The organism is Comamonas humi, assembly GCF_054782535.1.
Genome location: NZ_BAAGSH010000008.1, coordinates 74,016 through 99,252, shown reverse-complemented (window position 1 = coordinate 99,252; position 25,237 = coordinate 74,016). Strand labels below are relative to the sequence as shown.

Genomic DNA, 25,237 nt, shown 5'->3' with positions numbered 1-25,237 from the left:
AAAATGCAGAGTTTCATCCACAACTTCTTCAACCTCGAGATCTACGCTGCTGTCCTGCCGCACTTGTTACAGGGACTCTGGACCACGGTCTGGCTTTCGGCGATCGTGATTCCCTTGGGTGCAGCAGCTGGATTGGCGCTTGCCCTAGGCGTAACGCAATCCACTAACCAGTTGATTCGGTGGGGGGTCGTCATCTGGGTCGACTTCTTCCGGGCATTTCCACCGCTGGTGCTACTGATCCTGGTCTATTTCGGTGGGCCATTTCTCGGCATTGAGCTCAACAAGGTGGCCGCGGTCACGCTTGCCTTCGTCCTGAACAACTCGAGCTATTTCGCCGAGGTATTTCGCGCAGGCCTGGAAGGCGTCGACAAGGGGCAGATGCAGGCAGCCCGTTCCACCGGCCTTACGAAGGTTCAGGGCCTGCGCTATGTGGTGATCCCGCAAGCGATCAAGAACGTCCTGCCTGACTTAGTGGGTAACGCTATTGAAATCGTCAAGCTTACGAGCATTGCCAGCGTAGTCGCCATTCCCGAACTCCTTCGTGCAGCACGAGATGCGCAATCGATTGTCTTCAACCCTTCGCCAGTGATGCTAGCCGCCATGATCTATCTGGCGCTTCTGTGGCCATTGACACGATGGCTTGGTCGGCTAGAGCACCGCCGTGCGCGCGGCTAAAAAGAGCCGTTTTCCATCGCTGTCCACCTCTACGCATCCTAGAAATGCAAGAGGGGCTTGCGATCCTGATGGAGCTTAGTGGTTTTCACCATTAATTCCTTAGATGTGAAGCATGGAGAAATCAAACGATGAAATATGAACTTGTTATAACCGGAGCCGCTGTGTTGCCAGAAGGCTTGCAGGAAAACTGCTGGATCGCAATCAAGGACGGAAAATTCGCGGCGATTGGCACTGGCCAAACCCCGGAAGCACAGCAAACACACAATGTGGTCGATGGACTGATCATCCCTGGGGTAGTTGATGGTCAAACTCATGCCTGTAGTGCAGGCGGTCTACCAGGCATCCGTTCCACGACCCATTCTGCAATCGCCGGTGGTGTCACAACCATCGTCGACATGCCGTATGACAACCCCAATCCGCTGAACAACGTGGACCGGCTCAAAGCCAAGGTGGCGGCAATCCATGAGCACGCTCATGTTGACGTAGCACTATACGGAACCATTCTGCCAGGTCAAAGTGTAGAGGACGTGCAGCCTCTGATTAACCACGGCATTGCAGCTTTCAAGATATCCACGTTCGAAAGCAGCCCCACGCGCTTCCCACGTATCGCGACAGACCAAATCTTTGCGCTGTTTGGCGCTTTGGCAAAAAGCGACATTCCCCTTGGTGTTCACAACGAAGATCAGGAAATTGTCCAAGCTTTGATTGCCAAGGCCCGTGCAGAAGGTGGCAGCGGCCTGACCGTCCATTCGAACAGCCGTCCTCCTGCTGCAGAGTTGGCTGCTACCGCTCAATTTCTAGAGCTGGGCGCCGCTACTGGAGCACATGCTCATATCGTTCACCTGACAACCTCGCGCGGCTTCCACCTGGTCGACAACTACGTCAAAGACGGCTATCGCTCCACTGGAGAAATGTGTGTTCACTACCTGTGGTTTGACCCAGACAAAGATGGTGAAGAACTGGGTGCAAAGATGAAGGTGAACCCTCCCATTCGACCAAAACAAATCGACGCGCTGTGGGGTGAAATCTTGGCTGGCCGAGTTGCCTTTGTCAGCTCCGACCATTCCAGTTGGCCGATTGACAACAAACTTTCCAAGTCGATCTTTGATGCTGGTGCAGGCATCCCTGGCGTGGAGACGCTACTGCCGTCTTTCTACACAGCAGCACAGAACCGCGGGCTGAATGCAGCCGAGTTGACTGTTGAGCAACTGTGTGAGCGTCCGGCCAAGTTCTTCGGTCTTTGGCCGATGAAGGGGGCAATCAGACTGGGCGCTGATGCCGACATCACGATCATCGCCAACAAGCCTCAAATCTGGGACTCAAAGAATGCACACGATGAGCTGTGCTGGAGCCCGTTTGACGGGCGCAAATTCAATATCACCGTTGCGCGCACGTATTTGCGCGGAATTCTGGCCTGGGACGGTCAGCAGGTTCTCAACGCCCCTGGTTCTGGGCGGTACGTCGCTCGCGGTGATAACCGTTGGTTTAACTAAACTGGAGAAAAAATGTCTCGCATCACATCCGAAACAAAAGGTGTTTTCGTCATCGGAGTCACACCATTCGATCAAAACGGAGAAATAGACTTCAACAGCCTTGATCGTGTCACCGATTTCTATTATGAGAAGGGTGCCGATGGCCTGACCATCCTTGGCATGATGGGAGAAGCGCCTAAACTGACACAGTCAGAATCCATCGAGATCACCCGCTGCACAATCAAGCGTTCAGCCGGTAAGCCTGTCGTGGTTGGTGTTTCCGCCCCCGGTATGGCAGCAATCAGCGAACTGACGAAAGCCGTGATGGATTTGGGTGCTGCTGGCGTAATGGTCGCACCGCCCTCAACACTTCGCACCGACGAACAAATTATTGGTTATTACCGCAACGTCATTGAAACGATTGGCACCGATGTTCCGGTGGTGCTTCAAGACTTCCCTCTGGCAACGTCTGTGCAAATATCGTCGAAGACCCTTGGCAATATTTTTGAAGCACATCCCAGCATAGTAATGCTCAAGCATGAAGACTGGCCCGGCCTGCAAAAAATCTCCGATCTGCGTGCTGCAGAAGCCAATGGGCGTCGTCGCGTCTCCATTCTGGCCGGCAATGCAGGCGTCTTCCTGCCGGAAGAGATGCAGCGCGGTGCGGACGGAGCCATGACCGGTTTCCCCTTCCCAGAGATGATGGCTGATGTCGTTCGCCTGAGCCAAGAAGGTAAGGTTGAAGAAGCCCACGACAGGTTTGACGCCTATTTGCCGCTCGTGCGCTATGAGCAACAGCCTGGCCTTGGCTTGGCTGTTCGCAAGTACGTTCTTGCCAAACGCGGTGCTATCGCAACGCCGGCTCAACGTCGTCCAGGCTCAGTTCTCAGTCCTGTTGCGGTAAAGGAGGTGGAACATCTCCTTTCTCGCCAGGAGGCAAAGTTGGCAGCTCTGAAATGAGTTTAGCGGCGGTAAATTGAGTCCCGCAGATGTGCGTTGTTGCATAAAGCGATTTTTCGTTATTAAAGGAGGCATTAAGGAAAGAATCTTGCCATGACATAGTTGCAAGATTCTTTCTCAAATTGCGTCTACAGCGAAAGGAATTTGTTTTATGCAACAAAGTCTTTGCGCACTACAACATGATCGAAAAATTTGAGGATCTCATTTCTTGCCTCGAAAAAGATTTCCTCCGCATCCTTGCACAAGCAGGGATGCTATCGCACCATCCGCCAATCATTTTTTAAGGCTTGAATCATGATCGCTCAGCTTGAAACCACAAAATCCCGCATTTCATCGCTTCTAACCAATGTCCAACCGTCTCAGACCATTGCTATTTCTCGCTTGGCCAGTGAGTTGCGGCAGCAAGGCAAGGAAATCATCAGTCTCTCGCAAGGCGAGCCTGACTTTGATACGCCTACGCATATCTGTCAGGCCGCCAAAGATGCGATCGATTTGGGTAAGACGCGCTATACCGACGTGGATGGCACACTGGAGCTGAAGGAAGCCATTGTCGAGAAATTTCGTCGTGAAAATGGCCTTATCTACAAAACCTCGCAAATTAGCGTTGGCACTGGTGGAAAACAGGTTATCTACAATGCGCTGCTTGCCACCATTAATCCAGGAGATGAGGTCATTATTCCTGCTCCATATTGGGTATCCTACCCAGATATGGTTCGCCTAGCAGGTGGCACGCCTGTGATCGTTGCATGCCCTGAGACCGACAATTTTCTTATTACCGCCGAGAAACTACGTCAGGCCATCACGCCAAAGACAAAGGTGTTGCTCTTGAACTCCCCCAGCAATCCTACCGGTGCTGGCTACTTGGCGAGTCACCTTAGAGCCTTGGCCGATGTACTCCTAGACTACTCGCACGTTCTCATCCTGACCGACGACATGTATGAACACTTGCATTATGGCGATTGGCAGTTCAATACCATTGCTCAGGTCGAACCCAGACTGTATGACCGAACACTGACTTGTAATGGTGTTTCCAAAGCTTACGCAATGACAGGTTGGCGAATTGGATATGCAGGTGGCCCGGCGGACATCATCAAAGCAATGTCGACGCTCCAATCTCAAAGCACCTCCAACCCGAGCTCGGTAAGCCAGGCTGCTGCTGTGGCTGCATTGCGGGGACCGAGTGATTTTCTGGCTGAGCGCAATGAAATTTTTCGCATCCGGCGAGACTTTTGCATTGACGCATTGAACAAAATCCCTGGTCTGGCCTGCCGCAGGCCGGATGGTGCCTTCTATCTCTTTCCGACATGCGCTGGCCTGATTGGAAAAAAACGCCCCGATGAGAAAGTGATTGAAACAGATACCGACTTCGTAATGTGGCTTATCGAAGATGCAGGCGTGGCGACTGTACCTGGTAGCGCATTCGGATTGTCACCGTACTTCCGCATTTCATTTGCCACCTCTTATGAACTATTGGAGCAGGCGTGTTCCAAGATTAGATCTGCCTGCGCGAAATTGTCTTGAGCAAGACCGAACGATTCGTATTGAATCGACCCAGCGTACCTACCCGGAGATGTTTTCCAGATCTGCAAGCTCGTCGATCAAGGCCGCGCAGAAAAAGCCGAAACAGTGCAGATTTGGAAGGGTTGCAGCCTTCACGCATCTGTTCATCCGATGGACGGCCTACGGGTTCGTCCAATCTCCCATGAGACTCCGCCACCGCGTACCATCGCAGCGAGCTGCCGCCCCAGCTGCTGCTCAATCACCGGCTTCCACGGTACCAGGCTGAAACCCATGCCGTCATCGAGCATGGCGTAGCGTCCGCTGGCAAGCATGATGCTGCGGCGGTAGGTTCCTGCTACGCGCTGCCCATCGGCCACGGGCCGATGTTCCAGACCGGTTTCGGCTGCAATGTTCTTGGCGGCCTGCGTGAGTTCGCGGCTGCGCAGCGTGCCCAGGAGGTTGCGGGCCAGGATCACGCGCTGCCCGCGCCGCTCGGCCAGCCCTTGTTCGGCAAGGAAGTCGGCGCGCTCCTGCATCGCCTGCTTGGTCTCGCTGCCAAAGCCCAGGTCGCCCAGGCCCGAGCCGCCGCCGATCAATTGCTGGTCGAGCCAGGTGGCCCCGATCACGCGCGCTTGTCGCTCGATGGGCAGATGGGATTTCAGCTCCACCGCCACGCCACCCAGGCGTTGTGCGTCGTACTGGCGCCCCTGCTCGGGTAGATCGTCCGGCACCTTCCATAGACCCTCGGCCACACGCTCCACGATGCCGGCGTGGCGCAGGGCTTCCAGCCTTCGGACGTGGGCTGCGACTACTTCCTGCGGGTCGCGGCCTTTCTTGGCCTGGCCTTGCGCGAGGGCGAGGTGATGGTCGGTGCGGTACAGGCCGTTGCTTGCCAATGCGGCGATGGTCTTGTCTGCCGTGCGCAGGTCGGTGGAGCCTTTGACTTCGACCACCGCGCCCATGGGGTACTGCTCCAGCTCTGTCCTGGCCGGCAGCGCCACGTAGTGGGCCTTGCCGTCAACGCCATCAAGCACCAGATAGCCCCGGTCGTACAGCTCGTCGGTCAGTCCCTTGCCCGCCACGCGGCCAATGACGGAGTGTCCATTCTCACCCGGCTGGAACACGGCCAGGTCACGCGGCTTGCCGCCCATCGCGCGCTGCATGGTGCGGATGATGTCGCCGCGTTCGCCCATGGCCCTAAGGGTCGGTTCGGCCTCGGCATGCACGGCCCAGGTGCCGGGCTGGGTCTCCGTGGCCAGCCCCATGCGTTGAAGCCGCTGCAAGCGCCCCACCAGCAGCAGGCGCTGGCGTTGCAGCTTGGGATCGTTGAAGCGCTCAATCTTCACCAGGCCGTCCCCCGCCTCGCGCTGCAGGGTGCGGTCCAGGCTCGTCCAGCGCTCCTGCCCCACCTCGCGGGCCAGGGTGCGCTGGATCTCCAGCTCGCTGCGCGGGCCCAGCCATTCGGTGGCCAGTTCCATCGCCCGCTCACGCATGCCGCGGGTGATGTACTCCTGCGCGATGATGAGGTCTTTGCCCGTGTCGTCCTTGCCGCGCAGCACCACATGGGTATGCGGGTTGTCGGTATTCCAGTGATCGACCGCCACCCAGTCCAGCCGGGTGCCAAGGTCGGCCTCCATGCGCTGCATCAGGTGCCGGGTGTAGGTGCACAGGTCTTCAAGCTGCTCCGCCTCCTCGGGCGAGACGATGAAGCGAAACTGGTGTCGGTCTCCCCTGCCCCGCTCCTCGAACGCAGCCGTGTCCGCCTCGTCGGTGATGGCGCCATAGGCATGGCCCTGTCCACCCTGGCGACCCACACCTTCGCGCTCGATGTAGCGCAGGTGCTGCACCGTGGATCGGCCGCTGGCCTGCTGCAGGTACACCAGCCGCACCTTGACCGTGGCCCGGCGAGAAAACGCCGTCAACGACTGACTCGTGAAGCGCGCCGCCGTATGCCCACGCCCCAGTCGTGAACCAGGCGCCTTGCCGGTGGTCTTGCTCCCCCAGCCAGAGACGCCAGCGGCTTTGCTGGTCTGGCGCAGCACCTGAGCAATGAAGGTGTCGCCGCGCTGCCTGGGCTTGCCGGGCCGCAGGCGGAAACGGTCATCGTCACCGGGATTTCCGCGCTGGCTCATGATGAGACTCCAACCAAGCCCATCGCGCCCAAGCGGATGTGGCACACGGTATTCCCCATGCCCGCAACGCATTGGGGCCGTTGGCAGCACGCAGCCGCCTTGTGGCGCGTGTCACCCCAAACCCACGTGCAGACTGGCTTGGCGCACACCACAGTGCCGCGCCCTTCAATCTTGCCTTCCGCATTTGCCTCCCGCATCCGCTCCCGGCAATTGCGGCCCAGTGGCGCTGCTGCACCAGCGGCCAGCGCCCCGGCGAACACGGCGATGGCCGCAGGCCGGCCGCGTTCGAGGCAAGACGCCTGCACGTTGGAGGGCTGCATGGAATGCAGCCAGAGATGCAGCGCGAAGTGCAATGCGAGCGCATCTGCACTGCGTGCGCGACCACATGGCGACGGCCAGCAGAACGACACGCCCGATAGCAGGACAAGATGCACGCCCGCGTGCAGCGAATCGGCGGCCATCATGGCTGTGTCTCAAGCCAGATCGGATGCGCCACGCCGATCACAGCGGCTGTGCTGACCGGCCCGAAATACCGGCTGTCGAACGACGCCGGATTGGTGCTGCTCAGCAGGAATAGCTCGCTGTGCCAAAGGCGGCGGCATTGCTGCCAGGATGGCAACGGACGGCCTAGCCGATCGGCAGGCAGCGCGGCGACCGAAGGCACGCCGTCGATGCGGACCCTGCCGCCAGAAATACACACCTCCTGCGGCGCGACCGCGCCCACGCGCTTGAGCAGCGGGATGCGCGTCGGCAGGTAGCCGCGCTGCGCGGCCAGCGTTGCGGCGTCTGGCGGCAGCGTGGTCAGCACGATACTGCCCACGGACAGCGGACGTGGCAGCGAGTCTGCACGATGGTCGAGCGGATCAACGCGATACCATCCCACCGCCACGCTGTCGGACGGGTTGTAGATGATGCGCGGCAGCGGCGGCACGAAAGCCCCCCAGGCCAGCGCAGCGAGGCCGCAGACGGACAGCGGAGCCAGCACGAGGCGAGCGCGCAGGCGCGAGCGAGGATGTAACGCCATGCTGATGGCGGTGGTGGACGTGGAAATCGCCGTCATGACAGCGCCCTCCCGGCCAGCCAGGCAGCATGCCGCTCGGCGGTGTACTCAGGCAGCGGCAGGCGCGCAGCGAGCCGGTTGGCGAGCGTTCGCCAGTACGCGGGCGAGACGCCGACAGGCTCAATGCCCTGCGCCTCGATGGCGTCGATGCGTTGCAGCACGGCGCGCACCGATTTCTCCCCCTCGGCATGCAGCAGCAGGCGCGCACCTGGTTGCACGCCGGGGATGCGCTGCGCGCCATCCAAGGGCGTGCAAGCCTGCATCACCATGAGCTGCCAGCGAATAGTGCCAAAGTCATTGGACTGCCAGCGGATGCGGCAGAACACGGCGCGCGGCAGGAACATCGCGCAGCGCCGCCAGCGGTCGAACCGGATGACGCGCACGGGCTCGCCAAAGCGCAGGTAAATGTCGATGCGCTGGTCCACGTAGGCCAGCGCCACGCGCGTTAGCGGCGTGGAGGCTGGTTGCGCCGCGAGCACAGCGAGCGACGGTGACGGCGCAACCCTCGATGCTGCTGCAGCAGGCAAAGCGAATGCGTTCATGGCGTGTTCTCCCCGCGTTGCTCTGGAAACTCCCGCTCGAGCAGTTCGCGCAGCAGGCTGGCTGCCGTCACGCCCTGGGTAAAGGCCGACACCTTGATGCGAGCCCGCATCGCGGGCGTGATGTCGAGGGTCAGGCGAGCCGTGTAGGTATCGCCCTTGCTGAGCGCATCGCCGTCGCCCTGGCGAATCCACGCCTCGGCGTGCGGATTCGCCGGCGGGCGCGCGCCGATTCCCACGCGCTTGGCAGCGCGTTTGCTGCTGGGTGTGGGCTTCGGGGTCATGACGGCCACCGCAGCAGTTCGTCCACCAAAGCGGTGATTTCGCGCGCAGCAGCACTGTCCGGCGCCGTCTCGCGCGCCAACCGGCCCGCGGCCACGCTGTCGGCGAAGACGATGCGCTGGCGCACTTCGGAGCGCAGCGCGGGAAGCGGCTGCTCGGCCAGCGCGCCACGCGCTTCACGCCCGATCACCGTGGTGCTCACGCGCCGGTTGATGACGAAGGCCGCGCGCAGCTGCGGCCGAAACACCTGGGCCTCTCGGATCAGCGCCACCATCTTGGCACTGGCCCAGAGGTCGTAGGGGCTGGGCTGTACCGGGATCAGCACCCGCTCGGCCGCCAGCAGCGCGGAGCGCGCCAAGGCGGCGATCCTGGGTGGTCCGTCGATGACTACGTGATCGGCCCGCCTGGCGAGTTCTGGGGCTTCCTGATGCAGGATCTCGCGTGCGAGGCCCACAGCGCTGAACAGCCTGGGCAGCCCGTGCTGGCTGCGGCGCTGCGTCCAGTCGAGTGCCGAGCCTTGTGGATCGGCATCCAGCAGGATGACCGACTGCCCACGCATCGCCAGCTCGCCGGCGATGTGGGTGGCGAGTGTGGTCTTGCCCACGCCGCCTTTCTGGTGGAGCACGGCGAGGATCATGGCCCGGCCCTCCTGACTGAAGGACGGGATTTTGAGCGGCGTGCCGAACCGGCACGGTGCTGGAAAAGATCGCTGGCCTGCTTGCGCCGATTCGCGGTTATCCACCGGGGCGCGGCGCTCCTACTAGTTATGGTATTTAAAGTTAATACGTTATAGGCGCCCGAAACCCGCGCCAGCACTGGCCTGGCGGCCCATCGGCACGCCTGATAGCACGAGGGCTCCACGCCTGATAGCACGAGACTTGGCACGCCTGATAGCACGAGCCCGTCCACAGGCTTTGCTCCGGTTATCCCCGTGCCGTGGGCGGCACGGGCCGGAAGGTGAGCAATTCGGCCCCGCTGCCTGCCATGCGCCGGATGCCCAGCCGATAGCCCGGCAGCGACTGCCGCGCCACCAGGGCACGCAGGTCGCAAGCGAAGTCGGCAGGCTTGGCCGTACTGCCCGACTTGCGGTGCAACGACCGGAAGTCGAACCACCAGCCCGATTCCTGCCGCCCGCCGTGCTTCCTCACCAGCCGGTACAGCCAGCGCTCGATGCCGCCCGTCAATTTGAAATACGCCGGATCGATGGTCAGCACCAGTGCCGCATCCAGCACGCCGCCATAAAACCAGTCCGGCAGGATCAGCTCGATGCCCAGCGGCGTGCCGCGGGTATCGGCCAACTCCTTCCACTCGTTGATCCATGAGAAGCGGTGCAAGCGCCTTCCCGTGGTCTCGCGGATCGACGTGGCCACGGTTGTGGATTGCAGGCGATCCAGCGCAGCCTTGAGGCGCTGGTAGTTGCGCAAACCCGTACCGCGCCCGATGAAGCGCAGAATCTCGTAGGGTGTGGCCTGCATCAGCCGCGACGGGCGCAGGCCCGCATCGCGCGCTTCCACGATCTGGCTGGCCGCCCAGATCAGGATGTCTGCATCCCAGATCGTGGCGATGCCATGCTCCTGCGTGCCCTCCACGCGGATAGTCACCCCTCCCGCCTGGAAGTCGATCGGCGCCACGCGCCGCAACTTCGCCAGCGAGAAGAACGGAAAGGCCATCAGGTCCTGGCTGTCGCGCGGCGCCATGTCGCCCGGCAAGGCGCGGAACAGATCGAGCTGTTCGCGCTCCTGCGACGGCCGCTGCCGGAACGGCAGCGCTGGGCTGGACATGGCGATGGCCTCCCGCGCTCCAGCGATCAGCGCGCACGACTGTCCGCCGCATGGAACTCGGCGTACTCAGGATCGGACGTGGTCTCGTAGCTTCGCTCCTCGGCCCAGGCATCGAGGTCGGTGACGGCGTACATGACACGCCGCCCGAACTTGCGGAACTTGGGGCCGCCACCCAGCACACGCTGCTTCTCCAGCGTGCGCGGCGACAGGCGCAGGTAGTCGGCGGCTTCGTCGTTGGTCAGATAGCGTTGGGGCTGAGCGGTCGGGGCGACAGCAGCGGTGAGACTAGTTGCGGTGGACCGCAAGGGAGCAGGACGCATGGTGAGAACCTCCATAGCTTTCAAAGCTCCGGCCACACAGCGCAACCGGATGGAGGCAGTCTCAGAAAATGAACCCCTCTTGCTCAGGGACGTTTTGCGCCCCCTGCAAAACGTCCCTTCCCAGCCGTATCGATCTGTGCTAATTGACGGTAGCCACCGCGCATCAGCGCAGTGCCCCGGCGCACCAGGCGCCGCACGCGGGCGCGCAGCTCGCCGTCGGCGTGCCAGTCGGCCGCCACGGCATCAGCGCCAAACAAGCCCTCAGCCACCTCCCGCAAGGACGCACCCGCCAAGGTGGCGTCGAGCGCCTGCAGTGTGTGCAGTTCCAGCAGCGCGGCAGGCGAAGGCCTGGGCCGGGCAGTCGGCGTGGTATCAGTCGCCAGTCCGTCGCGCAGATGCATGGCGCTACCGCCACGATGGGCATAGGCGACAGCCATGCCGTCCTCCAGACCGGGTGCAAGCGCGAAGCGCAAGCAACGGTCAGGGCTGCGCGTGATCAGCACCAGCCTCTTGCCATCGTGCAGCAATTGCTTGTCACCAGGGATATGCCAGAGCGCAAAGGTGGTGGCATCCAGTGGTGGGTCAGTATCTGGGTAGAGTTGCACCACGGCATCGTGGCCTGGGAACCACGCCGGTTGCGCGTCCCGCGCATCCAAGGCCGGGTCCTCCCAAAGACGCAAGCCCCAGCGATGCGCAGCCGCCGGGCGGTGCGCACGGCGCAGCCAGTCGAGCCGATATTCAGGATGGCGGCGCAGGTACTCCCAGGCTAGCGCGAGCGCATCGAGGCCCAAGATGTAGAGATAGGCGGCGGTCGGATACCAGTGCGCAAGGTGGTGAGGTTCGGTCATGACACAAGCTCCTGTTGCATGGCAGGAGCAACGCCATCACCGCGCACGGATTACCGCATCAAATATCCAATCGTTAAAAACATGGATAGATCGTGAAATTCGTGTCAAGACAATACAAATCCGGTACATTGCACAAATCGTCTGAATACGGTGACAGCGTCAGGTAAATATCACCTCCTGCCAGATCCACCGTGCCAAATACCGCGCCAGCCGTCATGGCCGTTTGGGCCTGAATCTCACCCGTTCGCTGCAATAGTCTGGATTAAGACTTGGCAGATCTGGACTCAGACGCAAATAGTCTCAATGCGCCCGTCTTGCCCGTGGCGCGAATGGCTCAATCGGTGATGGAGCCGTTTTCCTGGGCCAGCCGCAGATACTCCGACAGCGGGCGCACCGCCTTGAAATACCGATCCCGCATCACGGGCTGCTTGTTCGGGCCGACGATGGAAGCCAGATCGGACAGCTTGATTTCCCCCAACTCGGGCATGCCGATGCCCACATCCATGATTCCAAACGCCGTATCGCCATCGGCGGGATCGAGCGCAGCGAGCAGCCAGGTGGCGTGTGCATCTGGGGTGAACAGCCGCACCACGGGCAGCGGGTCGATGGCAGCGCCCGCCGCACGATCCCTGCCGTTGGCAATCAACTGCGCACGCTCCTGGTCGGTGGTGAGTGGTTCTGTCATGACTGAATCTCTCCGCAACGAGCATGATGCGCTCGCATACCGCGATCCTCAATACGGCAACGCAAAACATCGTCACGCGTTTGATTGAATGCCCAAATGCGCTTTGCATCGCATCTGCCAAAGCGTGAAAACCCAAAGCCGCATCAGCGGATTTGCGCCAAAGCACGGATGTGGCTTTGTTCACCTGCTCAAAGCCACAAATACGGATTTCCGTAAAAGCACAAAAGCGCCAAGTCGTGCTTAATGAACACTATAGATTGTAGCCCTATGAGGCGCAATCGAATGTCATCTTGGATTTTGGGGAGATCCAAGCTTGGCAGCGAAGCACACATTGTCGGAGGCGTTGAAGACCATCCGCAAAGCACGGGGTCTGAGCCAGGAAGACTTTTCCGACGTCTCCAGCCGCACCTACATGAGTACGCTGGAGCGCGACCTCAAGAGCCCCACCTTGAACAAGCTGGCCGAACTGTGCGAGGTCATGGAAGTCCACCCACTCACGCTGCTGACGCTGGCCTATGCTGGCAAGGGTTCAAAGCAGGCTGACCAGTTGCTGGCGCAAGTACGGCGGGAGTTGGGGGATATTGTCGGCGGCGGGCAATGACAGCTTGGCGCTCGGCCCCGAGAGTGGAACGGCCTGTAAGAGTCCATGGCGGGCGCATGCGCCCATGATGCCCGATGGGGCGTTCGCCATCCCATCGGGCACTGGAGATGTGTCAATCGTCGTCGGCCTCGCGCTGCCAGCGTCGGTGGTGGTGCCGATGCCCTCTGCGCCACCGCTCATTGTCTTCCCGCCATTGCCAGTCAGACCCATAGGCGGGAGGCGGCGCAACCATCACGGGGCGCGGCGCGTACACCGGCCGGGGTGCTACATAGACCGGTGGCGGGGGCGGAGCGTAGTAAGCCGGAGGGGGTGGCGGCGCGTAGTAACGCTCAGGCTGTGCCACCATCAAGGGTCCGGTTACCCCGATGCCGACATCCACGTAGACCTCCGCCCGTCCAGGAACCGATGCCATCGCCAGTGCGGTGGCCAATGCCAGTGATGCAAATTTCATGGCATCCTTTCGCGAGATTCTGTTAGCCAATGGCATATGCCACTTCCTCAATAACGCGACAGAACCAGGCTTGTTGACCCCTGCGTGTATCCGAATGGCAAAGTGCGGGCAGCCCATTGGCATATCAGGATGCCTGCCCGATCCGGCATGGCCGGTTCGGTGGTGTCGAGGGGCGCCAAGCACGGCGCGGCGGGGATGGGCCTGGCGCCGATCCCCCGGGAGGCAAGCGCAGCGCGCAGCGCCGCAGGTGCGTAGGCGTGAAGGATCGAGCCGCCAAGGCCGTGACTCGGTACGAGGCATGGGGCGCAGCCCGAAGAGCCTGACGGTGCATCGCACCGGCACGCCAGGGTGTTTCTATGACGACAGACTCAGCGCATCCAGATGCCGCTCGGTAGGGCCACACGCGGGCAGCCACAAGGTCTCCCTGCAGCGCTGCATCAGCAGCACAGCGCCCCACCGCATGGGCGAGGCGCTGGCGGCGGTCAGGCCGCCTGGGGCTTGCTGCGCGACCAGATCAGGTCGTGCGTGCCGTCCTCGCCCTCGATCAGGCGGGCATAGACCGTTGCCGGGAACGAGGGATCATCCAGGGTCACGGAGATGTAGGGGCGTTCGGCCTTGCTGACTTTCTTCCACGCCGCGCCGACCTCCAGGCCGCCCGCCTGCAGGCGGTAGTCGGGGGCGTGTTCGTTGTCCCCCTTGTCGTTGGGAACCAGCTTGGCCTTGACACTGAGTGTCAGGCTGCGCAGCGTGCCGCTGAAGCCGTCTTTGTCTGCGGTGAAGGTGCCGATGTTTGCCATGATGAAACTCCTTACGGTTGAACAAGGTTCGCGCCCATCGCGTCCTTGTTGTGATCCGGCCGGCGGGGGATGGGCTGGCGGCACCGCTTGCGGTCGCAACGCAGTGGAGAGCCTGGAGGCGAAAAGAATTTGTCCCGCGAGGAATCTGCACAGCAGAGGGGAAATTGTTTTCGCCGGACGGTTGCAGCCATGAAGCCCGAGGCGCAGCCGCGCCCCCGCCAGGATTCACAACCAGACAAGGACGCCTTGGGCCGAACCAACTCCGTATGGAGCCATGGCCAGCTCGGCATCCCCGCACGAAGGCATCAAAGGCACGCCCCCCTGACCCAGGCAAGGCCACTCCCAACGACCAGCGGGAACATGCCCCCATCCCGTGCAGGCAGCCATGTTGGCAGCGCGGCCTGGAACACCAGGCAAGGCTGGGCGCCCCTCCGTGAACCGTCCTTCGTGACACACAGGCAACGAACCGCCAGCGTCGCAGGCGGCACGCATTCACACAACCTGCCGCAGCAAGCCCTGGCGTACCCGCCGAGCACTGCCCACTGCGGCGGGGCGCTGTCTCTGGCCGATCCGGCGCATGCCGGTTCGGTGGTATTCAAGGGGCGCCAAGCCCGCGCGGCGAGGATAGCCTGCAGCGGTTTCCCCTGGAGGCAAGCAAAGCGCGCAGCGCCGCAGGCGCGTAGGTGCGCGAGGGACCAAGCCGGATGGCCGTGATTCGGCACGAAGCGCGGGGCACAGCCCGCAAAGCCCGGCGGCGCTCTGCGCCGACACGCCCAGAGACAGTCCTACTTACCCATGCTTGCGCGGTACCAGCAGAACAGGTGCGCCTTGGCCACCGGCCCGCTGCACCTCAAGGCAGGCAATCCACTGGCTTCTTGGTAATCCTGTCCAGGAGCAGCGGGATTTCATCATCGCCAAAGTCTGGCCCTTTGGCGATGAGCCGGTCCAGCAGCCAGGACGACATATCCAGGGCTTCCGTCGAAACCGCCCGGGACAGGGCGTCCAGGTAATCCACCGCTGCCAGCAGATCCTTGCGCTGCTGCGCATCGATATCGCCGGCTTTGACAATCTGGGTCAAGGTGCTTTCCGCAAGCGCAAGGGCGCGAATCACGCCCGGCTCCTCGATTTCCATCTCCTCGAGGGATACGGCCTTGGCGGTCACAAACAACAGCCGGCCCACCACTCCAGCGATGTCGGTGACGTCATGGCTGGATGCGCACAGCCCGTCGGCCGTGACCAGCAGCTCCTCAAAATGCTTGCGAACGACCGCGTGCCTCACCGCGTTGATGACCGTGGAGCCCTTCCTGCGTACGGGGCGCGGCTTCTTCTTTTCCTCTTTCACGAGGGCTCGCCTCTGCGACCGGCTCAACTGCGGTGCTGCCGCTTCCATCCCAGAACCTCCGAACTGCCTGAATACCTTTGCGCCGATAAAAATAACACAAGGCGAGCGCGTGTTTTTCCTTGGCGGTGTAAGGAATCGCTATAGATATTCCGAGGTGCATTAGGCTTCGTCCAAAAGAGTCTCAGGAAATATGGAGTTGACCCGGTGCGACGGTCGGTTCCCGATTTGCCCCCCTGCCCTCCGCTCCCCTCAGCGCGGTTTGCGGATCATGGGAAAGATGGGCGGCGAGGTTCCCACCTGAATGGTGCCCAGCATTTCGAATCCGTACCGCTCATCAAGCGGGATGTTCTTGGGATTGCTGGATTCGAGATAGGCCGGTGTGCGGTCGCGATCACACGGGATGAGCGCGTGCTGCATCAACGCCGCGCCAAACCCTTGGCCCTGTCGAAACGGATCGACCTCAATGAGCGGCAAGAACCAATGCGGCTCCCGCGGATGGTAGCGCCCCATCTGTTCGAATACCGCGAAAACATCCTTCTGGACTGGCGCATGCGCCGTGCGTCGAAACAGGTCGATCAGCACTTCTTCGTCGGGGCTCACCTCGGGCGGCAGCCACATCGCCGCACCAGCGTAGCCGTAAACGCAGTAGGCGCTCCCGTGGGCAAACGCGTTGCCCCCGAGCGCCTTGGCGAAGTCGGGGAAATGCCGGAGGTATTGCTGCGGATCAGGCCAGGTCCAGCGCGCCGCAGGATCCGCACTGAACGCCAGTGCCACGACGGCAATGACCGACGCCTCATCGGATGCTGCAGCAGTCTTGACCACCGGTTCTGCCATGGGTCTGCCTCCAAGGAAAATCACCAGGAATTCGATGAGCCTGGCGCTTGAATGTAGCCATGCCACGAAACGCCTTCGGCTTGAATGAAATACTAGGCCACGCTGAACGCGATCTCTGTAAGCGGATTGCCTGCATCCACAGCACCGGGCGCGGCCATGAACTGTCCCCAGAAGTTGGACAGCCATCCAATCTTTGGGGATTTTTATCAAGATACTCCAAACTATGCGAGGCGGGGGCAGCCCGCAGGGCCTTTACCTGGAGGAAAGCGAAGCGCGCGGCGCCGCAGGTGCGAAGTGTTGTGAGGAATGCCACCCAATGGCCGTGCTCGGCACGAGACACAGTCCGAAAGCCCGGCAGCGCACGTCAAGCAGCCGGATGATCGAGTTGGCGCGCCCATACTTCTAGCTGGTCAAGGATAGGCACTAGCGCCTTTCCCGATGCAGTCAGGCGGTAGCCCACGCCTCTTGGAAATGTTGCCATCGGGCAGCGCTCCAGCAATCCCCGGTCCTCTAGCCCCTGCAGTCGCTCGGACAGCACCTTGGGTGAAACACCGGGCAGCAGCGCCGCAAGTTCGCTGTGCCGCTTCATTCCATCCTGCAGATGCCACAGCACCAGTGCATTCCAGCGGTGGCCCAGGAAACCCAACCAATCCTCGACCGGGCATTCCAGGGAATGCCGAGGCGATGGCATATCGAGTTCCGGCTCGCTCATGGGGAAAACCTCCATTCATGCCTTTCCGTTTGGTGAGTACAGGACGCCCCATCCATCATGCCCGTTTCAACGCAGGGAAACGACACCATGGCCTTCGCCGTCACCTCACCGGATCACATGAACTCCGCCTTTGCAGACGCATTCAACAGCCGGAGCATCACGAACTTGCTTCAGCTATACGAGCCTGACGCAGTACTATGTGGCGATGGCAAAGGCGTGGATCTGATCGGCCTGGCCGCGATCGAGAAAGCGCTGGGGCAACTGCTCCAGGTGCCAGGTCGAATGACCTCGCTCAATCACTTCTGCGTCGTTCACGGAGACCTTGCGCTGCTGCGCGCTGACTGGGAACTGGCCGCCGATGACGGCGCCATTGTCGCCTCGGGAAGCTCTGCGGAGCTGATAAGAAAACAGGCGGATGGCCGCTGGCTCTATGTCATCGACCACGCCGTGGGCGCAAGCCTTCCGCGTGTGTCGCAGGCGCAGCAAGCGCCATAGCGTCGCGCCGCAGTCGGCGCGATAGCCACAGCGTGGCTGGGCTTCAACACCGGGCGTGGCCACCGCCACGCCCGGATTTTGAATCCACCGGCCCAGCGCGAAACGCTGGGGCCAGTGCCGATGACGGCTATTCCTTCGTCTCGACGATCCACCACACGGCCCGCGCCAAGGCGCGGCCCGTGCTGGGATGAATGTCGGTGAGGTCGGCACGGGCCGTCCAGCCCGAGGGCGGACGGTAGCCGCGCACGTCGCCTTCGCCGTGCCAGCGGCGGGCGCGCACCGTGCCGGGTGCGTAGATGGACGCCACGCGGGCGGCGGCTGGTGTTGATGATGGGCATGGTGGGCTCCTTACAAGGCAGTGCCCGGATGGCTCCGGGCGCTGCACTGCGTCGAAGATCAAGCGGCCACTGCCTCAGCGGGGTCATCCACCACGGCTTCGGCATCCTCCGAGGCCTCCTGCTCCGGGCCTGCATCCTGCGCGGCCTCTTGCGGGCCTTCGCCCTTGAAGATGGCAGGCATCCAACCCGTGCCATCCGCCAGCCGCTCGGCCTCGCTGGCAATGTCGGCCTTCTTGAGCTTCGCCAGCCGGTTGACAGAATCCGGCGCGAACGCGCCCACAGCATCCAGGATCACAGCCTTGGAAACATGCTTGAAGTAGCCTTCGGCGGTCGGCTTCCACCATGCGGCCATATCCAGCTCCACGGCCTGCGCCAGTTCCGTGCCGGGCTGCTGCCCCGTGGCACGCGGCGTCACCACGTCCACCGTGGAAGCCACACATACGGCCAGCAGCTTGACCAATTCGCCTTGCTCCATCGCCAGCAGCACGGCGAACAGTTCGGCGCTGTCTTTCGGCAAGGCGTCGCCCGCGACTTGCTGCAATTCGCGCAGCGCCACGGCAGCAGGCGATTCCGGCATGTCCGGGGCCAAGCCTTCCAGTCGGTCTTGCACCGTGAGGCGCACGCCCAGCGGCAGGCCGTGCCCGTAGTGGCGTTCCTGCAGGACGGTCTGCACCATGCCATGCACCAGCGCAGCCAGCGCCACCTGCGGATGCTGGGCCACCTCGATTTGCAGCGCCGCCGTGCGATGGGCGCTCAGGCGCTGAGCCAGCCGGTCGGAAATCGCTGCAGCCCTGGGCTGCTGGTCTTCCTCGCCTTCATCATCGTTCGCAGCATCCGGGTCGCTGAAGCCATGGCGCAGCTTTTCGAGCGTGCGCAGCGCCTTCGCTTCAGCCTCGCGCAATAGCCCGCGATGAATCACAGCCTGCCCGTTGCGGTCGATGGTGACGATGGCTCCGGCTGCGGCCTTCACGTTCGCGCCGTACCCCTGCAAGCCATCTTCCAGTGCCTGCAACTGCTCACCCAGCCGCTCGCCTTCCTCCTGCAGGGCGTCGGTCTTGTCCTCGTTCTCGGCGTCCATCGCGGCATCCACCGCTTCGGCGACCTCCTGCATCTTGGCTTGCAGCCTCTCGATGCGCTGCGCTTCGCGCTTGTTCGGCTCGCGGCGTTCCCTCGGCGCACGCTGGAAGGCTTGCAGGTCGGCATAGGTGGCGGCGGGCGCAGCATCCACCCAGGCCCAGCCCTCGGCCTTCACCTCGGCGGCGATACCCGCCAGCTTGTCTTGCGCCAGCCGTTCCAACAGAGCAGCGTCGGTCAGGTACACGCCCGCATCGTCCTCTGCGAACAGATCGCGCCGGATACCGCCGCCCGCCTGCTCGTATGCTTCCAGCCCGACGAAACGCACCAGCGGATGACGGAAGGCGTCGATTTCGCGCTCGGTCAGGCGTTCGCGCAGCGCGGACGGCTGGCGCTGCCATTGCGGGGCCTCGTAGAAAGCCGCTTCTTGCGCCGCGTGGTCATCCGTCCCGGCCAGGGCCATCAACTGGTCAAGGCTCAGGGCATCGGCCCGGTAATCCTCCATCAGCCGGGGCGAGACGTTGGCGAGCTTCAAACGGCGCTGCACCACCAGCGGCGTGACGGAGAAATCCGCCGCAATGTCCTCGATGGGCCGGCCTTCGGCCACCAGTGCCGCAAAGGCCTCGAACTGGTCTGCCGGGTGCATGGCTTCGCGCTGCACGTTCTCGGTGAGGCTGGCGGTGCGTGCGGTGCCATCGGCCACCTGCAGGCAAGGCACGTCCCAATCCTTGGCGATGCGGTGCTTCTTCGCCAGCAGCTTGAGGGCTGCGAGGCGTCGGCCACCAGCGACCACCTCGTAATGCTCGCCATCGCTGGCGGGAATCACGATCAGGTTTTGCAGCAGGCCCACGCGCTGGATGCTCGCGGCCAGTTCGGGGATGGACATGCGCGGAACGGTCTTGCGCACGTTGCGGCCCGTGGGGCGCAGCACCAGCCGCGACAGCGGAACCAGAATCATGTGTTTGCTCGGGTCGGCGGCCTGCAGCGCGTTGGCGCCGTCGCTGGCTGCGATGTGGACGGCGCGGGTTTCGGTAGTGGTAACGGCGTTCATGGTAAATCTCCAATCGAGTGAAACAAGGGAATGGAGGGGAAACCGCCCCTCCAGCGGGGGAACGGTCAGGCCTTGAGCTGACGCATGCCATCGGCCAGTAGCCACAGGGCGCGGTTCAGTCGAATGTCGGAATCAATGCCCTGCACAGGGCGGGTCTGCTGGCGGCGTCCGTTGGCGCTGCGCCCGGACAGGCCGCCTTTTGTGAGGTTTTCTTGGGTGCGGTTAAAGACAGACCACAAATCCGGGCGGCGATCCTCGAAGCGGCGCGGCATCAGGATTTGCGATTCCGTCACGGGTGCGGGCTTGTTCAGGTCGTCGTATTTGAGGGCCAGCGCGGCACGGGCGAACACTTGGGATTCGCCATCGTCCAGGGTGATGCCGCGCATCAGGTCGCGGGATTCCTGCACCCGGTCGAAGCCGCGCAGCACCTCGAAAGCGCCCTCGATGACCTGCCCCGCCACGTCGCCTTTGTGGGGCACGCGCACATCTGCAAAGGTGTCGCCACACACCAGCCCATTGGCACAGATGAATCTGAACTGACCAGCCAGCATCTGGTAGCTGCTGGTGCCATCGTGCGAGTTCAGCAGCACGATTTCATTGGCTTCCGCGCCATTAATCTGGCTGGCATGGCGCAGGCGCAATAGGTGCTTCGTGTGCTCGCGCCGCCCCTCGTGGCGCACACGGGTCTGGCACGCCATGAAGGGCTGAAACCCTTCCTTGCGCAGCTCGGTCAAGACCGTGGCCGTGGGGATATAGGCGTACCGCTCGGAACGGCTCTCATGCGGGGCATCCGCGAAGATGGAGGGGGCTACCCTGCGAATTTGGTCATCCGACAGGGGATGGTCGGAACGCAGTGCGGGGGAATGGTTGGCGAAACGGGATGCGAGCATGTCTTTCTCCTGACTTGGCTGTTGAAGAAAACCGCACACCGGATTCCTAGATTCGGAGCCCAGCCTTGCGGCTGTTCGGTGCGGTCGGCACGAGGAACCCGGTTGGCCCTCTTGGCCTGGTTCTCACCGTCTTTCCTGAGTTCATCGCCCGCGACGAAAGGGAGCACGTGGACGGGGGCCGTCAAGGAAACAAGCGCAGGGTTGGTGCGGCCCGCAGGCGCAGCCGAGGACACGGCCCTGCGCGCCTTGACGGCACACGGCCGCGGGCTACAGTCGCGGACAAGGTGATGGAGTCAGGGAAGACGGCTGGACATGGCAACGGCCGCCCTTGTGTGCCGAACCGCACGCAAGCGCAAGCGCGCAGGCCCGAAGCTGGAAGCCGGGCCGGAGGCGTCAGCCGAGTGGAGCGAGGGAACGATGGGAGCCCGCATGGGGCGAGACTCGCGCAGCGAGGCTCGATGCGCTACGCGCACGACAGCGCGACCGGCCAACTCCCACGTGGCCGGGGACGCCCGGAATCATCAGTTGCTGGATTCGCCGGATACTGCGATGACTGACGATCCAATAGCTACACCAACCATGCTCAAGCCCAACACTCTGGCCTCTCTCTTCTCCTTGCTGCAGGAAATGACACTGGTTCATCGCAAGAACAGTGAATTTGAGCCCTCAACACGTATGCGCCGTTTGGAGAATGCAATGCTTTATGGTTACCTGACCGCTATAGCGCTCATGGCAATCGCAGCATTCGTGCAGTACACGCGGCCTTCCCAGCACCTTGCCATGGTCCTGCTACTGCTCTATGCCATGGTATTGCTATGCGGGCTGGGCTTCATGCTGTTCACCATCGTCAATGTGGGATACGTCTTCTGGCGCCATCGAAAGCAACGCTTTCCAGAATTGCTCACCCGCCTTCAACAGGATATGGACGGCGACGCAGCCTTCCTGACCCGACTCCTCGGTTACGACAAAGCCACATTGGAATACGCGCTGCTGCAGTACCGCCATCGCTGGGACATCTTTGACGGCCGAGTCGGTTTGCTCACCGGTGATCTGCGCAAGCTCGGTCTGTTTCCCGCATTCGCGGCTTCGGCCATGGCCGCATCGACGCTCCTCAAGAGCGATATCAATATATACCTGTGGTTGCCGCTGATCTTGGCTGCTTGCTTCTACCTCATCGCCTTCCATGCGCATGGTCAACGTGAACGGCCTCAGCAAGTAGCAAGCCTGCTCGAGTATGCAATCCGCCACACGAAAACCCACGCCGAACCTGGCCAAGAAACGGCAATAGAAGAGCCCCGCCGGCGCCGCCAGTCACGTCGGGGCTCCCGGCAAGCAAGCGCAGGAGCCCCGCAGTGAAGCATGCCAAAGGCAGCCCATCTAGCCGGTAGCCCCGATGGTTTCATCATGGCCCCAGTATTGGCCGACACAATCAACGCCGTGATGAACCTGCAGACAGCGAACTGAGCGCCCAGGCCCTATTGACCGTGCCTTATGGGCGCCTCACTGGCGGCATTCCTTCACATCGCTGCGACCAGCGCCACGGAGGCAAGCGCCAGTGGAACGAACGACACCCACAACACGGTGTTCCAGCCATAGGCGGACAGCACGCCGCCCGAGGAGAACGATCCGATCGCCATCAGGCCGAAGACGATGAAATCGCGGAGGGATTGACCCCGTGTCTTTTCTTCGGGCCTGTGGCACTCCAGCACCAGCGCGGAAGCGCCGAGAAACCCGAAATTCCAGCCCAGGCCCAGCAGGATCAGCATCCACCAGAAGTGCGCCACATCGACACCACGCAGCCCTGCGACGGCGGCAATCCCGGTTAAGACCAGCCCCGCCGCCGCCATGCGTCCAGCGCCAAAGCGCGCAATCAGGTTGCCCGTGAAGAAGCTGGGCACATACATCGCGATGACATGCCATTGCAGGCCCAGGTTGGCCGAGGCCTGCGAATGCCCGCATAGGTGCATCGCCAGCGGCGCCGCGGTCATCAGGAAGTTCATCAGCATGTACGACACCGCGCGCGCGATGGCCGCAGCGATGAAGCGCGGCTGGTGCGCGATCTCGGCGAGGGGCCACCCGCCGGCCATTTCGGCGGCCGTGGGCATGGGCGGCAGCTTCACGCCGAGCAGGATCAGCGCCGACACCGCAGCCACGGCGGCCTGGAACAGGTAGGTCGCGGCGAACAGGTGCGGCGGCCACCAGTCCATCGTCCAGGTCACCAGTTGCGGCCCCACGACCCCGGCGACCACGCCTCCGGCCATGACCAGTGACAGTGCACAGGGCCGGCGCTTGGGTTCCACGCCATCGGCGGCCGCGAAACGGAACGACAGCACCACGGCCGCGTAGCTGCCGCCCAGGAACGTCGCCAGGCAAAACAGCCAGAACGAGCCCAGGATGACGGCGAGCATGGCGAGCAGACCCGCCAGGGCTCCTGCCCCGGTTCCCGCCAGAAAGGCAGTCCCCCGGCCATGCCGCCGGGTGATGGCGCCTACAGGCAGAATGCACGCCGCCATGCCGACCACGAAGATGGAAATCGGCAAGGTGGCCAGCATCGGGGTTGGCGCCAGCATGTCGCCGACGATGGCGCCCGTGGCATAGACCACCACCGAGTTGGCGCCGGCGAGCGCCTGGGCAATGCACAGGCGCCAGATATTGCCGCGCTGCACCTTCTCGGGCAGGACAGCGAGGGAATGGGGGGCTGAAGTCGTGCTGTTGCCTGTCATTTTTTCGCTAGGATCTCAGTGTTGGTGATCCATGGTCAGCACCATGCGGAATTTGACGTCGCCGGACTTCGGCCTGCACAGCGCCTCAGACGCCTGCGCCATGGGCAGGACTTCGATGCGCGGCCGCACATCCACCAGCACACTGAAATCCAGTGCTTTTTCGCTGTCATGGGGCGTGCCGGTCAGGAGCCCAGAATGCCGCGCTGGCCACCGACGAGCAGTCCGCCAGGCACCTGCAATGGGCCTTTGCTGGGATCCAGCAGGACCAGCCGCCCCTCCGACGCCAGGCCCGCCAGTAATGCCGATACGGTATCGGCACGGTCGATCGTGGTCACGAGGGCCTGGGCACCGCCCATGCTCTTGAGTCTCGTGGCAGCATCTTCCGCGCGGTTGTCGATATAGACGTGAGCGCCCAGCGCCAGCGCATCCGCCGCGATGTCGCCGCCGCGCCCGATGGCGACAACGCGGAACCCATGCGCCGCGCGTATTGCAGCGCCATGTGCCCGAGGCCACCGATGCCCAGGATCGCCACGGTGTCGCCGGCCTGCGCACCGCATTTTTTCACTGCATTGAAGGTCGCGATGCCCGCGCACAGAATGGGCACTGCCTCCTCCGAACGCAGCTCGTCAGGGATGGCGACCAATCCCGTGCTCCACGCCAGCATCATCTCCGCATACAGGTCGTGGTCTGGACCAAGATTAGCCAGCGCCATGCATTCCAAGCTGCTGGCGTGCATGGCCGCTGGCAACGCGAAGGCGAGGTCTGCAACTTAGTGACGAGCCGGCTGGAGGATTTGACACCGCTACTGGGAAGGCTGGCAGATGGGAGCCGGGATTTCCATTGAGAGATTTCGTTACGTGCTCTTGGCAACGATACTGAAAGAGATCATTTGAGGTAAAGATGCATACGGTTAAAGGCCGGCACAGGTACTTACCCGACACTCACCGCCAAGTCTGAATTGCTCTCGTGACTTACCTACAATTCTGTAACAATATAAGCATATATGTAATAGATACAAAGAAGGCGACATCATGCCAAGGCAGGCCATTCACGCACACGCCGTCCAAGTCCAAGTTCCCCATCTCTGGCACTTTACGCGCGCAGTAAACCTGCCAACAATCATGCAGCATGGCTTGTATCCCATTGAACGCATTGCAGAAATTGGTGTCATCCCGCGTATCAATGACCAACATCGCTGGGATGGCCATCCCGACAGCACCTCTGTCTCTATCGCCTTCCCCAACAGCCAAATGTTCTACAAATACCGCCAAGAGGAACCCGAGGAGGACTGGGCGGTTCTCGGCCTTTATTCGTCAATTCTCTGGGAAAAACCGTGTGCATTCTGTCGTCACAATGCTGCCAATGCCCGAATCAGTAGCCAGCCCATCCAAGATTTAATGACCGCTCAGGCGTTCGTTGGTATGTACGACGAAATCGAAGGTTCCACTCCACGCGCCGATGACAACTTGAAGGCATACGATCCAACCGATGTTCAAGCAGAAGTGCTAGTGTTCGATGTCATTGAACCTCGGTATATTTTTGGTGTGGCCTTCGATAAGGAGGCCGTCTTTGCTAGGTACAAACCACATGTCGGTGAACGAAAGACCAAGGTTTACCATCCGAACAAAGGATTTTTTGCTAACCGCAGCTACGTTCGGAAGTTCCAATAGTTGAC

General features: G+C 62.0%; 26 protein-coding genes and 1 pseudogene. 8 read left to right on the top strand and 19 right to left on the bottom strand.

The genetic code is table 11. The features are described from left to right. Positions 1–3: 3 nt before the first annotated feature. The 4 genes from ACYVKR_RS10325 to ACYVKR_RS10310 all read left to right on the top strand — a co-directional run bounded on the left by ACYVKR_RS10325 (position 4) and on the right by ACYVKR_RS10310 (position 4,628). Positions 4–675 carry an amino acid ABC transporter permease gene (locus ACYVKR_RS10325; protein ID WP_460480792.1) on the top strand — a complete coding sequence of 224 codons (672 nt, stop codon included), beginning with the start codon at positions 4–6 and terminating at the stop codon, positions 673–675. A 128-nt stretch (positions 676–803) separates the two neighbouring features. Continuing rightward, on the top strand, positions 804–2,168 hold the full coding sequence (locus tag ACYVKR_RS10320) for a dihydroorotase (protein ID WP_460480791.1): 1,365 nt from the start codon (positions 804–806) through the stop codon (positions 2,166–2,168). Between the two features lie 12 nt (positions 2,169–2,180). Further along, on the top strand, positions 2,181–3,107 hold the full coding sequence (locus ACYVKR_RS10315; protein WP_460480790.1) for a dihydrodipicolinate synthase family protein: 927 nt from the start codon (positions 2,181–2,183) through the stop codon (positions 3,105–3,107). Positions 3,108–3,401: 294 nt separating this feature from the next. Next, positions 3,402–4,628 (top strand): pyridoxal phosphate-dependent aminotransferase, encoded by a 1,227-nt coding sequence (locus tag ACYVKR_RS10310; RefSeq protein ID WP_460480789.1) that lies wholly within the window; start codon positions 3,402–3,404, stop codon positions 4,626–4,628. Between the two features lie 143 nt (positions 4,629–4,771). On the opposite strand, the gene ACYVKR_RS10305 is transcribed toward ACYVKR_RS10310, so the two are convergent. The 10 genes from ACYVKR_RS10305 to ACYVKR_RS10260 all read right to left on the bottom strand — a co-directional run bounded on the left by ACYVKR_RS10305 (position 4,772) and on the right by ACYVKR_RS10260 (position 12,254). Beyond that, entirely contained in the window at positions 4,772–6,739 is a 1,968-nt protein-coding gene (locus ACYVKR_RS10305) for a relaxase/mobilization nuclease domain-containing protein (protein ID WP_460480788.1), read from the bottom strand. After that, on the bottom strand, positions 6,736–7,203 hold the full coding sequence (locus ACYVKR_RS10300; RefSeq protein ID WP_460480787.1) for a hypothetical protein: 468 nt from the start codon (positions 7,201–7,203) through the stop codon (positions 6,736–6,738). The genes ACYVKR_RS10305 and ACYVKR_RS10300 overlap by 4 nt, the downstream gene beginning before the upstream one ends. Further along, positions 7,200–7,799 carry a S26 family signal peptidase gene (locus ACYVKR_RS10295; protein ID WP_460480786.1) on the bottom strand — a complete coding sequence of 200 codons (600 nt, stop codon included), beginning with the start codon at positions 7,797–7,799 and terminating at the stop codon, positions 7,200–7,202. Before ACYVKR_RS10295 ends, ACYVKR_RS10300 begins: the two co-directional genes overlap by 4 nt. Next, positions 7,796–8,341 carry a DUF2840 domain-containing protein gene (locus tag ACYVKR_RS10290; RefSeq protein ID WP_460480785.1) on the bottom strand — a complete coding sequence of 182 codons (546 nt, stop codon included), beginning with the start codon at positions 8,339–8,341 and terminating at the stop codon, positions 7,796–7,798. The genes ACYVKR_RS10295 and ACYVKR_RS10290 overlap by 4 nt, the downstream gene beginning before the upstream one ends. After that, positions 8,338–8,622 (bottom strand): chromosome partitioning protein ParB, encoded by a 285-nt coding sequence (locus ACYVKR_RS10285; RefSeq protein ID WP_460480784.1) that lies wholly within the window; start codon positions 8,620–8,622, stop codon positions 8,338–8,340. Before ACYVKR_RS10285 ends, ACYVKR_RS10290 begins: the two co-directional genes overlap by 4 nt. Beyond that, positions 8,619–9,257 (bottom strand): ParA family partition ATPase, encoded by a 639-nt coding sequence (gene parA / locus ACYVKR_RS10280; protein ID WP_460480783.1) that lies wholly within the window; start codon positions 9,255–9,257, stop codon positions 8,619–8,621. The genes ACYVKR_RS10285 and parA overlap by 4 nt, the downstream gene beginning before the upstream one ends. Before the next feature lie 286 nt (positions 9,258–9,543). Further along, on the bottom strand, positions 9,544–10,401 hold the full coding sequence (locus tag ACYVKR_RS10275) for a replication initiator protein A (protein WP_460480782.1): 858 nt from the start codon (positions 10,399–10,401) through the stop codon (positions 9,544–9,546). Between the two features lie 26 nt (positions 10,402–10,427). Beyond that, entirely contained in the window at positions 10,428–10,721 is a 294-nt protein-coding gene (locus tag ACYVKR_RS10270) for a helix-turn-helix transcriptional regulator (RefSeq protein WP_460480781.1), read from the bottom strand. Positions 10,722–10,804: 83 nt separating this feature from the next. Further along, the gene (locus tag ACYVKR_RS10265) at positions 10,805–11,569 is read right to left on the bottom strand and encodes a DUF2285 domain-containing protein (RefSeq protein ID WP_460480780.1); all 765 of its coding nucleotides are present in this window, start codon (positions 11,567–11,569) and stop codon (positions 10,805–10,807) included. 334 nt (positions 11,570–11,903) lie between these two features. Then, entirely contained in the window at positions 11,904–12,254 is a 351-nt protein-coding gene (locus tag ACYVKR_RS10260) for a DUF2958 domain-containing protein (RefSeq protein WP_460480779.1), read from the bottom strand. Positions 12,255–12,567: 313 nt separating this feature from the next. Between ACYVKR_RS10260 and ACYVKR_RS10255 the strand changes: the two genes are divergently transcribed. After that, positions 12,568–12,855, top strand: a complete 288-nt coding sequence (locus ACYVKR_RS10255) for a helix-turn-helix domain-containing protein (protein ID WP_460480778.1) — start codon at positions 12,568–12,570, stop codon at positions 12,853–12,855. A 933-nt stretch (positions 12,856–13,788) separates the two neighbouring features. Here ACYVKR_RS10255 and ACYVKR_RS10250 read toward each other — a convergent pair. The 4 genes from ACYVKR_RS10250 to ACYVKR_RS10235 form a co-directional block, all read right to left on the bottom strand. After that, a complete protein-coding gene (locus ACYVKR_RS10250; RefSeq protein ID WP_460480776.1) occupies positions 13,789–14,103 on the bottom strand; it encodes a DUF736 domain-containing protein in 315 nt (104 codons plus the stop codon). Between the two features lie 850 nt (positions 14,104–14,953). Beyond that, a complete protein-coding gene (locus ACYVKR_RS10245) occupies positions 14,954–15,445 on the bottom strand; it encodes a hypothetical protein (protein WP_460480775.1) in 492 nt (163 codons plus the stop codon). A 249-nt stretch (positions 15,446–15,694) separates the two neighbouring features. Beyond that, positions 15,695–16,279 carry a GNAT family N-acetyltransferase gene (locus ACYVKR_RS10240; protein WP_460480774.1) on the bottom strand — a complete coding sequence of 195 codons (585 nt, stop codon included), beginning with the start codon at positions 16,277–16,279 and terminating at the stop codon, positions 15,695–15,697. Between the two features lie 364 nt (positions 16,280–16,643). Beyond that, a complete protein-coding gene (locus ACYVKR_RS10235; RefSeq protein ID WP_460480773.1) occupies positions 16,644–16,991 on the bottom strand; it encodes a winged helix-turn-helix transcriptional regulator in 348 nt (115 codons plus the stop codon). Between the two features lie 87 nt (positions 16,992–17,078). Here ACYVKR_RS10235 and ACYVKR_RS10230 point away from each other — a divergent pair, with 87 nt between their 5' ends. Continuing rightward, a complete protein-coding gene (locus ACYVKR_RS10230) occupies positions 17,079–17,486 on the top strand; it encodes a YybH family protein (RefSeq protein ID WP_460480772.1) in 408 nt (135 codons plus the stop codon). 127 nt (positions 17,487–17,613) lie between these two features. On the opposite strand, the gene ACYVKR_RS10225 is transcribed toward ACYVKR_RS10230, so the two are convergent. The 3 genes from ACYVKR_RS10225 to ACYVKR_RS10215 form a co-directional block, all read right to left on the bottom strand. Next, on the bottom strand, positions 17,614–17,793 hold the full coding sequence (locus tag ACYVKR_RS10225; protein ID WP_460480771.1) for a hypothetical protein: 180 nt from the start codon (positions 17,791–17,793) through the stop codon (positions 17,614–17,616). Positions 17,794–17,882: 89 nt separating this feature from the next. After that, entirely contained in the window at positions 17,883–19,949 is a 2,067-nt protein-coding gene (locus ACYVKR_RS10220) for a ParB/RepB/Spo0J family partition protein (RefSeq protein WP_460480770.1), read from the bottom strand. 65 nt (positions 19,950–20,014) lie between these two features. Continuing rightward, the gene (locus ACYVKR_RS10215) at positions 20,015–20,839 is read right to left on the bottom strand and encodes a DUF932 domain-containing protein (RefSeq protein ID WP_460480769.1); all 825 of its coding nucleotides are present in this window, start codon (positions 20,837–20,839) and stop codon (positions 20,015–20,017) included. Positions 20,840–21,388: 549 nt separating this feature from the next. On the opposite strand from ACYVKR_RS10215, the gene ACYVKR_RS10210 reads away from it, so the two are divergent. Next, complete coding sequence (locus tag ACYVKR_RS10210) at positions 21,389–22,195, top strand: hypothetical protein (protein WP_460480768.1); 807 nt, start codon at positions 21,389–21,391, stop codon at positions 22,193–22,195. A 161-nt stretch (positions 22,196–22,356) separates the two neighbouring features. Here ACYVKR_RS10210 and ACYVKR_RS10205 read toward each other — a convergent pair whose 3' ends face one another. Together ACYVKR_RS10205 and ACYVKR_RS10200 are read right to left on the bottom strand one after the other, a co-directional pair. Continuing rightward, entirely contained in the window at positions 22,357–23,562 is a 1,206-nt protein-coding gene (locus ACYVKR_RS10205) for an MFS transporter (RefSeq protein ID WP_460480766.1), read from the bottom strand. A 15-nt stretch (positions 23,563–23,577) separates the two neighbouring features. After that, positions 23,578–24,238, bottom strand: a pseudogene (locus tag ACYVKR_RS10200) (zinc-binding dehydrogenase); the annotation flags it as partial. A gap of 355 nt (positions 24,239–24,593) precedes the next feature. Between ACYVKR_RS10200 and ACYVKR_RS10195 the strand changes: the two are divergent. Further along, positions 24,594–25,232 carry a DarT ssDNA thymidine ADP-ribosyltransferase family protein gene (locus tag ACYVKR_RS10195; RefSeq protein ID WP_460480765.1) on the top strand — a complete coding sequence of 213 codons (639 nt, stop codon included), beginning with the start codon at positions 24,594–24,596 and terminating at the stop codon, positions 25,230–25,232. The last annotated feature ends 5 nt before the right edge of the window (positions 25,233–25,237 follow it).